The sequence below is a fragment of the Neisseria sp. HMSC074B07 genome (assembly GCF_001810355.1).
In the GTDB taxonomy this organism is placed as follows: domain Bacteria; phylum Pseudomonadota; class Gammaproteobacteria; order Burkholderiales; family Neisseriaceae; genus Neisseria.
In genome coordinates, this window is the sequence record NZ_KV800921.1 from 273,429 (window position 1) to 275,419 (window position 1,991).

Sequence of the window (1,991 nt, forward strand, 5' to 3'; positions counted from 1 at the left end):
CGCCGTACTGGTTTAAAGTTAATCCACTATAAGATGTTGGGTCGGATGGGTTTGGAACGTAGGACGTTGCCGTCTCAGCACCAAGAAGGATGATTTGAACGCAATTGCCGGATATTTTGTCGAAGCTTGTCGGTTCAAACCCTTTTGAAATGTTCCCAAACCGGTTTGCAGTTTTCCGGCAGCTCGGGACACGCGCCGAGGATGCCGCCGCTGAAGTCGTTTAAGCGGTGGAAGTCGCTGCCCGCGCTGGCGAGCATGCCGAAGCGTTCTGCCAGCAGCGCGTAGTTGAGGCGGTCGTTTTTGCAGCAGTTGCCGCTGTGGACTTCGATGCCCACGCCGCCGAGGTTTTTAAATTCTTCAAACAGATTGCGCTTGGCGGTGGCGGACAAGTCGTAGCGCATGGGGTGGGCGATGACCGCCATGCCGCCTGCGCCGTTGACGGCGGAGACGCAGTCTGCCAGCGTCGCCCATTCGTGACGGACGGCGCAGGATTTGCCGTCGCCCAAGTATTTGGTGAACGCCTGCTGCTTGTTTTTGACGTGTCCCGCTCGGATGAGGAATTCGGCGACGTGGGTGCGGCTGACCATTTCTTTGTTTGCCGCCAGCGCGAGCGCGCCGTCGTATGCGCCGCCGATGCCTTTCTTTTCGAGCTTGTCGGCGATGGCTTCAAGGCGTTTCAGACGACCTTGCCGTACTTGCGCCAACAGGTTTTGTAGGTTTTCGTCCTGTTCGTCGAAATCCAAACCGACGACGTGTATGGTGCGCCCGCGCCAAGTTACGGAGATTTCCACGCCGTTGACGAAACGCAGCCCGAGCTTGTCGGCTTCGGCGCGCGCTTCGGCGATGCCGCCGGTGTGGTCGTGGTCGGTCAGCGCCAGCAGCGTGCAGCCGTTTTGATGCGCGAGGCGCACGACTTCGGCGGGGGAGAGCATACCGTCGGAAACGGTGGAATGGCAGTGCAGGTCTATCATGGGGCGTTATGTGTGTGGTGAATGAAGGATGGGGACGGTCATGTTGAAAACCGAGCCGGACAAAGGTCGTCTGAAATCCAGTAGTTCGGATTCTTGAATCCGACATTTCAAATCCCGCCGTAATGATTTGAATGGACGAAATATTAGAAGCTTTGTCGAATGCCACTATCCGAGCAGCGGTGTTTAACAATAAAAGGTCGTCTGAAAACGCGGTTTCCATCCAGCCGAACCGTTTTCAGACGACCTTTCCGTTGTCTTCGTCGTCCGTCCAGCCCGCTTCTTTCAATTTCCGCCGTTGCGCATCGTAGCGGGCTTTTTCCGTCCAATAAACCGTCTGGATGCAGACGTCGCCGCAGTCGCTGCCGCAGCATTCCCACGATTCGGGGCGGACGGGTTCGTCTAAAAGCGGCTCGCCCAAGAGGGCTTCGGCTTTATTCTTCAGGGTCGTATCCATCGGCGATTTCCAAGCGCGCGCCGTCAAACTCGATGACTTCGCCGCCGCGTATTTTGGCAGTTTTGCGGGTTTCGGTTTCGCCGTTGCGCAACACCAGCCCTTCGGCGATAAACGCTTTCGCCTGCCCGCCGCTTTCGGCAAGTCCGGCGAGCTTCAAGAGGTCGCATAAGGCGATGTATTCGTTGTCTTCGAGATAGACGGTGGCTTCCATGAGTTTTCCTGTAATGGGTTCGGATGCGTGAAATTGTAGCATAGGTCGTCTGAAAGCCGTTTCAGACGACCGCGGCTTCTGTATCAGCGTTGCAATTCGCGTTGTAAGGCCCTGCAAGCGGCATCGTTTTCGCCCATGCAGGAACGTTGCAGTGCCTCCAGCCGCTCTTGGCGTTTGGCTGCGCGGTCTTCCGCCGTTTGATTGCGCATTTCCTCTTCGGTTTCTTTGGCGTTGCGGCAGGCGTTGTCATAGCCGCCTTTGCAGGCTTTGCGGTAAAGTTCGAGGGCTTTGGGGTAGTTCCATGCCCAAGCCGCTGTATGGGTTTATAGTGGATTAACTTTAAACCAGTACGGCG

4 protein-coding genes are annotated in these 1,991 nt (G+C 56.6%); all 4 read right to left on the reverse strand.

Annotated elements, in window-relative coordinates; translation table 11 throughout:
• Positions 1-134 precede the first annotated feature (134 nt).
• Entirely contained in the window at positions 135-971 is an 837-nt protein-coding gene (locus HMPREF2726_RS04900) for a PHP domain-containing protein (protein ID WP_070602431.1), read from the reverse strand.
• Between the two features lie 235 nt (positions 972-1,206).
• On the reverse strand, positions 1,207-1,425 hold the full coding sequence (locus HMPREF2726_RS04905; RefSeq protein WP_003756513.1) for a hypothetical protein: 219 nt from the start codon (positions 1,423-1,425) through the stop codon (positions 1,207-1,209).
• The gene (locus HMPREF2726_RS04910; RefSeq protein WP_094112968.1) at positions 1,403-1,678 is read right to left on the reverse strand and encodes an RNA-binding S4 domain-containing protein; all 276 of its coding nucleotides are present in this window, start codon (positions 1,676-1,678) and stop codon (positions 1,403-1,405) included. Before HMPREF2726_RS04910 ends, HMPREF2726_RS04905 begins: the two co-directional genes overlap by 23 nt.
• 41 nt (positions 1,679-1,719) lie before the next feature.
• Entirely contained in the window at positions 1,720-1,845 is a 126-nt protein-coding gene (locus HMPREF2726_RS14780) for a hypothetical protein (protein WP_283118703.1), read from the reverse strand.
• Between the last annotated feature and the right edge of the window lie 146 nt (positions 1,846-1,991).

Coding starts and splice junctions, on each gene's coding strand:
- HMPREF2726_RS14780 (WP_283118703.1), bottom strand. CDS start 1,845: ATGCGCAATCAAACGGCGGAAGACCGCGCAGCCAAACGCCAAGAGCGG.
- HMPREF2726_RS04900 (WP_070602431.1), bottom strand. CDS start 971: ATGATAGACCTGCACTGCCATTCCACCGTTTCCGACGGTATGCTCTCC.
- HMPREF2726_RS04910 (WP_094112968.1), bottom strand. CDS start 1,678: ATGCTACAATTTCACGCATCCGAACCCATTACAGGAAAACTCATGGAA.
- HMPREF2726_RS04905 (WP_003756513.1), bottom strand. CDS start 1,425: ATGGATACGACCCTGAAGAATAAAGCCGAAGCCCTCTTGGGCGAGCCG.